This window comes from Sphaerisporangium sp. NPDC049002 (genome assembly GCF_040649355.1).
In the GTDB taxonomy this organism is placed as follows: domain Bacteria; phylum Actinomycetota; class Actinomycetes; order Streptosporangiales; family Streptosporangiaceae; genus Sphaerisporangium.
Genome location: NZ_JBEZFH010000089.1, coordinates 21,236 through 27,631, shown reverse-complemented (window position 1 = coordinate 27,631; position 6,396 = coordinate 21,236). Strand labels below are relative to the sequence as shown.

9 protein-coding genes are annotated in these 6,396 nt (G+C 71.5%); all 9 read right to left on the bottom strand.

Annotated features, from left to right (window positions below):
- Positions 1–305, bottom strand: a 305-nt coding sequence (locus AB0B89_RS19070; RefSeq protein WP_358554133.1) for an S-adenosylmethionine synthetase N-terminal domain-containing protein, incomplete at its 3' end; no start/stop codon positions are given.
- Positions 306–437: 132 nt separating this feature from the next.
- A complete protein-coding gene (locus AB0B89_RS19065) occupies positions 438–806 on the bottom strand; it encodes a hypothetical protein (protein WP_358554130.1) in 369 nt (122 codons plus the stop codon).
- Between the two features lie 88 nt (positions 807–894).
- Positions 895–2,115, bottom strand: a complete 1,221-nt coding sequence (gene coaBC / locus AB0B89_RS19060; RefSeq protein ID WP_358554127.1) for a bifunctional phosphopantothenoylcysteine decarboxylase/phosphopantothenate--cysteine ligase CoaBC — start codon at positions 2,113–2,115, stop codon at positions 895–897.
- A gap of 26 nt (positions 2,116–2,141) precedes the next feature.
- Positions 2,142–2,405, bottom strand: coding sequence for a DNA-directed RNA polymerase subunit omega (gene rpoZ / locus AB0B89_RS19055; protein ID WP_203982740.1), 264 nt, complete (start codon positions 2,403–2,405; stop codon positions 2,142–2,144).
- A 98-nt stretch (positions 2,406–2,503) separates the two neighbouring features.
- Entirely contained in the window at positions 2,504–3,097 is a 594-nt protein-coding gene (gmk, locus tag AB0B89_RS19050) for a guanylate kinase (protein WP_358554122.1), read from the bottom strand.
- 121 nt (positions 3,098–3,218) lie between these two features.
- Complete coding sequence (mihF, locus tag AB0B89_RS19045) at positions 3,219–3,542, bottom strand: integration host factor, actinobacterial type (RefSeq protein ID WP_114031276.1); 324 nt, start codon at positions 3,540–3,542, stop codon at positions 3,219–3,221.
- Positions 3,543–3,840: 298 nt separating this feature from the next.
- Complete coding sequence (gene pyrF, locus AB0B89_RS19040) at positions 3,841–4,539, bottom strand: orotidine-5'-phosphate decarboxylase (RefSeq protein ID WP_358554120.1); 699 nt, start codon at positions 4,537–4,539, stop codon at positions 3,841–3,843.
- The gene (locus AB0B89_RS19035) at positions 4,536–5,510 is read right to left on the bottom strand and encodes a dihydroorotate dehydrogenase (protein ID WP_358554117.1); all 975 of its coding nucleotides are present in this window, start codon (positions 5,508–5,510) and stop codon (positions 4,536–4,538) included. The genes pyrF and AB0B89_RS19035 overlap by 4 nt, the downstream gene beginning before the upstream one ends.
- The gene (locus AB0B89_RS19030; RefSeq protein ID WP_358554114.1) at positions 5,500–6,396 is read right to left on the bottom strand and encodes a dihydroorotate dehydrogenase electron transfer subunit; all 897 of its coding nucleotides are present in this window, start codon (positions 6,394–6,396) and stop codon (positions 5,500–5,502) included. The genes AB0B89_RS19035 and AB0B89_RS19030 overlap by 11 nt, the downstream gene beginning before the upstream one ends.

Genomic DNA, 6,396 nt, shown 5'->3' with positions numbered 1-6,396 from the left:
TCGGGCGACTGCGCGCCGATGGACACCGACACGCCACACGAGGCGCCGTCGAAGCCCTTGTGGGAGGCGTCGTAGCCGATCTCAAGGATCTTCTCGCGGATGACGCCCGGGATGTCGATGTAGGTGTCGGTCGTCACCTCACCGGCGACGTGCACCTGACCGGTGGTGATCATCGTCTCGACCGCGACCCGGCTCGTGGAATCGTCCTTGAGCATGGCGTCGAGGATGGCGTCACTGATCTGGTCGGCGATCTTGTCGGGGTGGCCCTCGGTAACCGACTCGGAAGTGAACAGGCGGCGGGACAACTCAGTGGCTCCTCATGCAGCGGCTGCTGACGTCGTGGGCTTGGCGTGAGACGGCCAAAGCGCTCCGCCGAGTCTAGCCTCACCTTAAGCGGCGTCGCTCAACCGCCTTGTCAGATGGTCGTGGCCGACGGCCTAGAGATCGGGAAGCGGATCCCTCGGCAGGTCGCCCGGGGAGAACGCCTCGGCGTCCGCGGCCCCGACGACAGCGACGTACTCATCGTCGACCTCGAAAACCGTACCACCCAATTCGATCGTGGGCCCGGCGCCGGAGCTCAGCGGGCCGAGGCGAGTCCGCCGGGGGTAGGTCGCCCACACGGCGGCGGGCTCGTACCGGCTGAACACCTTCGTGGCCAGCACGGTGATGGACCGGTCGGAAACCACGATCATGTAGTTGGCCACGCCGCTCGAACCGACCAGCGTGACGGGAAAGACGTAGTGGACGCTCTCGCCGGGGGACAGCAGAGCGCGGCAGCGTCCTCTGATGGCGGCGGTCACCGGCATAGTCTCAGCCCTCTCACTGCGGCCTGCTCCTGGAGTATCCGCCGGTTGGCGCCTCCCAGCAAGCGCCCCGAGGCCGCTGTCGGCCCGCTCAGGCCAGCCGCGCGGCGACCAGGTCCCAGACGGTGTCGGCCAGGGCTTCCTTCGGGCCGCGCGGGACCTCCACGGACTCGGCGCCGGCCACCAGGATCACCGCGGCGTTGTCGGGCGTGCCGAAGGCGAGCCGCTCGCCCACCTGGTTGACGACGAGCAGGTCACAGCCCTTTCGGGCGAGTTTGGCCCGGCCGTTGGCGAGCACGTCGTCGGTCTCGGCGGCGAATCCGGCGATCACTTCGGGAGCGGGCTTCCGCCCCTCCCTCCGCCGGTCGCACAGCTCGGCAAGGATGTCGGGATTTTTCGTGAGATGGATGGGCTCGGGCTCGCCGGACGTCTTCTTGATCTTCGAGTCGCTCCGGGCGGCGGGCCGGAAGTCGGCGACGGCCGCCGCCATGACCACCGCGTCGGCGCCCTCGGCGGCCGCGAGGACGGCGGCGCGCAGGTCGAGCGTGGACTCCACGCGCACCATCGTGACCCCGGCGGGGTCGGGCAGCGCGACGTTGGCCGCGACCAGGATGACCTCGGCGCCGCGCGCCACGGCCGTGCGGGCCAGGGCGTACCCCTGGAGGCCCGAGGAGCGGTTGCCGATGAAGCGGACCGGGTCGATCGCCTCGCGCGTGCCCCCGGCCGAGACCACGACGCGGCGGCCGGCGAGGTCGCGCTCGCGCCCGGCCAGCACGCGGCGGCAGACCTCGAAGATCTGCTGGGGGTCGGGAAGGCGGCCGGGCCCGGTGTCCGCGCCGGTCAGCCGGCCCACGGCCGGGTCGATGACCAGCGACCCCCGCTCGCGCAGCGTCGCGACGTTCGCGCGGGTGGCGGGGTGCTCCCACATCTCGGTGTGCATGGCGGGGGCGAAGACCACGGGACAGCGCGCGGTGAGCAGGGTGTTGGTGAGCAGGTCTCCGGCGAGGCCGTGCGCGGCCTTTGCGAGGATGTCGGCGGTCGCGGGCGCGACCACGACCAGGTCGGCGCCCTGGCCGATGCGGACGTGGGGCACCTCGTGGACGGACTCCCAGACCTCACTGGTCACGGGGTTGCCGGACAGGGCGGCCCAGGTGGGCTCGCCGACGAAGCGCAGAGCGTCACGGGTCGGGACGACCCGGACCTCGTGCCCCGACTCGGTGAACAGCCGCAGCAGCTCGCAGGCCTTGTAAGCGGCGATGCCCGCGCCGACGCCGAGAACGACTCCCGGCCTCGCGCGGACCTGGCTCGCCATCACGTCGTCCGCAGGAAGGGGGCCGGTCAGCCCTCGATCGGCTCGGAGGTGAGCAGACCTTCGGAGACCTCGCGCAGCGCGATGGACAGGGGCTTCTCCTGCGCGTGGGTCTCCACGAGGGGACCGACGTACTCCAGGAGGCCCTCGCCCAGCTGGGAGTAGTAGGCGTTGATCTGGCGCGCCCGCTTCGCGCCCATGATGACCAGGCTGTACTTGCTGTCGACGACCTCAAGCAGCTGGTCGATCGGCGGGTTGGTGATGCCTTCGGCAACCGGGGCAGTGCCTGCCACGTCGTCGGCCTCTCAGTCGGATGGCGAGTCTTGGGTCTTGGCCTCGAAGGATACCAAGGGGAATCGGCAGGGCCGACTCGCACAGGCCAGGCCGATCTTCACTTCATCAAGGCTATCAGCCGGCCGCACACTTCCTTGACGGCCGTGTTGACGAGCGTGAGATCGAACTCCTTCTCGGAGGCCAGCTCGACGCGGCCCGCGGCGAGACGGCGCTCGATGACGTCCTCGGGCTCGGTGCCGCGACCACGCAGGCGGCTCTCCAGCTCTTCCCAGCTCGGCGGGGCCAGGAAGACGAGCAGAGCCTCGGGCATGGTCTCACGCACCTGCCGGGCGCCCTGCAGGTCGATCTCCAGCAGCGTCGGCACGCCATGGGCGAGCTTCCGCTCCACGGGCACGCGGGGCGTCCCGTACCGGTTGCCGGCGAACTCGGCCCATTCGAGCAGCTCGCCATCGGCGATCATGCGGTCGAACTCGTCGCCGGTGACGAAATAGTACTCGACACCGTGCGTCTCGCCCGGACGGGGCGTCCTGGTGGTCACCGAGACCGACAGCCACACCTCTGGGTGGGACCGCCGAAGCTCGGCGACGACCGTGGACTTGCCCACGCCCGACGGCCCGGAGAGGACCGTGAGGCGGTTTCCCGTCGGTCCGGAGGAGACCACGGTCGCCTCCGGACTCCCGGATGGAGGCATGGAGTCACCGCCACGGGCCCCAGGCCCCCCGAAAACGGGCGCCTCGTGGGCTCCGCCCTCTTCGGGCCAGGACGTACCGGTCACACCACACCCCCGTTGATCTTGTTCGTACGGACCGAGATCAGCTCTCGGCGCCGCCGAACTCGCGCTCCAGAGCTGCGCGCTGGTTCGCGCCGAGGCCCCGTACGCGACGGGACTCGGCGATACCGAGCCGCTCCATGAGCTGCTTGGCGCGGACCTTGCCCACGCCGGGGAGCGACTCCAAAAGCGCCGACACCTTCATCTTGCCGATGACGTCGTCGGTCTGACCATCCTTGAGCACCTCAGCCAGAGAAACCGCGCCGTGCTTCAGCCGGTTCTTGACCTCGGCACGCTCCTTGCGGGCCTTGGCAGCCTTCTCCAGGGCTGCGGCGCGCTGCTCGGGGGTCAGGGGAGGAAGAGCCACGCCGGGTCACCTCGAATTTCTGTCGATGTACTCGGACGGGAGGGGAAACTAGCTGGTCTTCGGCCTTCAAGCAACGTCAAGACCAGTTTCTCCCCTCACAAAATCCATTTCACTACTCTTCGTGTTCGAGATATCGCAGTGCGTCGACAAAATGCGCCTGTACAGGCCCCTCACGGGCTAGTCACCGCGGCGGCGCGCGGGGCCACCCGGGCTAGTCCCCCGGACGCGGCGCGGGCCCCCGCGCGGCCCCGGAGGAGCCGCGGGAGGCCCGCGGAACGCGAAGGGATGAACTTCGCATTCAGCCCGAAAGGACGCGGCGGATGGCCGCGGCGATGCCCGCGGCGGCGGCTCCCGGGTCGGCCGATCCGGTGATCGGGCGGCCGATCACGAGTAGATCGGCCCCGTCGGCGATAGCCTGCTCGGGAGTCGCTACTCTTGCCTGATCCTGGGTGTCCGAACCGGCGGGCCGGACCCCCGGGGTGATCAGCGTGATGCCGGGCCCGACCTCCGCGCGCACCGCGGCGACCTCGCGCGGCGAGCACACGAGGGCCTGGGCGCCCGCGCCGACGGCCTCCACGGCCAGACGGCGCACGGCGTCCCCGGCGGGTCCCCTCACACCGATGCGCTCCAGATCGGCCTCTGAGAGCGACGTGAGGGCCGTCACGGCGGCGATGACGGCGTTCGGGGCCGATTCCACCGCGGCCTGGATCATGGCGCGCCCTCCGGCCGCGTGGACGGTCAGGATGGCGGGCTTGAGCCGGGCCACGGCACGGGCCGCTCCCGCGACGGTGTTCGGGATGTCGTGGAGCTTGAGATCGAGGAAGACCTGGATGCCGGTGGCCCCCCTCACCGAAGCGATCACATCGGGGCCGTAGCGCAGGTAGAGTTCGAGGCCGACCTTCACGGTGCTCACGTGCGGAGTGACCAGGGCCGCCCAGCGGGCCGCCGTCTCCAGATCGGGTGCGTCCAGGGCGACGGCGATGGGTGCGGACGTCACAGAGAGCTCTCCTCCAGGTCGATTCGGTGCCGGGGCCCGGCCCCGGGTGGTCGGTGGGCCAGCCCGACGGCGTCGGCCAGGCGCTCGAAGCCCCCCTCCTTGAGCAGGTCTTCGAGCTCCCGCAGGATCCGCAGGCAGGCGTAGGGGTCGTTGAACAGCGCGGTGCCCACCGAGACGACGCAGGCGCCCGCGAGGATCAGTTCCAGGGCGTCGCGCCCGGTCATGACGCCGCCCATGCCGACGATGGGGACGCCGGGCAGCGCGGCGTGCACCTGCCACAGGCAGCGCACGGCGAGCGGCCTGATGGCGGGCCCCGAGAGCCCGCCGGTGCCGGCGGCGAGCGAGGGGCGCATGGTGTCGACGTCGATGCTCATGCCGAGGGGCGAGTTGATCATGGCGAGCGCGTCGGCGCCGCCGTCCACGCACGCGCGGGCCACGGCGACGATGTCGGCCACGTCGGGGGCGAGCTTGGCCACCACGGGGACGTCGTAGCGCATGGTGGCCCGCACCGAGGCGACGACCTCGGCGGAGGCGGCGGGGTCGCGGGCGAACACCCGCCCGAGGTCCTCGACGTTCGGGCAGGACAGGTTCACCTCGATCGCGGCCACTCCCGGCGCGTCGGCCAGCCTGCGCGCGAGCGCGGTGTACTCCGCGACGCTGCCCCCGGCGACCGACACCACCGCGCGCCCCCCTCGCTCGACCAGGCGGGGCAGCTCGTGTTCGAGGAAGGCGTCCACGCCCGGCCCCTGGAGCCCCACGGCGTTCAGCATGCCCGAGGGAGTCTCGGCCATCCGGGGGGTGGGCCGCCCGGCCCTGGGCGCCATGGTGATCGACTGGGTCACGACGGCGCCGAGGCGGGCGAGGTCGAAGAACTGGGAGAGCTCGGCGCCGGAGGCGGCGCACCCGGCGGCCGTGGTGATCGGGTTGGCCAGTTCGACGTGCGCGAGGTACGTCCGCATGTCAACTGACATTTCGGGTGTGAACACCTCCCTCCTGTGCTCGTCCCCCAGGCGCTCCCAGGGCGTCGAACGGGATGGTGCCGATGTCCTCGAACCGCACCCGCTCGCCGCGGAACACCGGCCCCTCCACGCAGGATCGCACCATGCGGGTGACGCCGTCGTCGCCCATGACAGGAAGCACGCACGTCATGCAGACGCCGTACCCGCACGCCATCGACTCCTCGACGGAGACCTGGACCGGGATGTCGAACTCGACGGCGACGGCGGTCACGCCGCGCAGCATCGCCATAGGGCCGCACGCGTAGACCACGTCGGCGCGCGCGTCGGCGATCACCGAGGGCAGGGCGTCGGTGACGCGGCCGCGCAGGCCGAGCGAGCCGTCCTCGGTGGTGAGCGTCGTGGTCTCGCCCATGCGCCGGGCGCGCAGCGCGCCGAACACCCGGTCGGCCGAGGCGGCCCCGAGCACGAAGTCGACCCGGCACCCGCGCTGCTGCAGCGTGTCGGCCAGGGCGAACAGCGACGCCGAGCCGTACTCACCGCCGACGAGCACGCACGCGCACGGGTCGCGCGGCACGGGGAACGGGCGGCCGAGCGGGCCGACCAGGTCGAGGCTGTCCCTGGCCTTGCGCTCGGCGAGCCACGCGGTGCCCCGGCCGCGCACGGCGAAGACGAGCTCCACCGTGCCGCCGTAGTCGGGCTTGACGTCGTGCACGGAGAAGACCCGGCGCGTCGGCATGGAGGTGTGCGGCCCGCCGACGGCCACGGAGACGAAGTGGCCGGGACGGAAGCGCTCGGCGATGCCGGGCGCCACCACGGTCAGCGCGTGATACGCGTCGACACGACGCGTCGTCAGCACCGTGCCCGTCACCTGCACCGGAGTAACGGCCGTCTCCCTCAC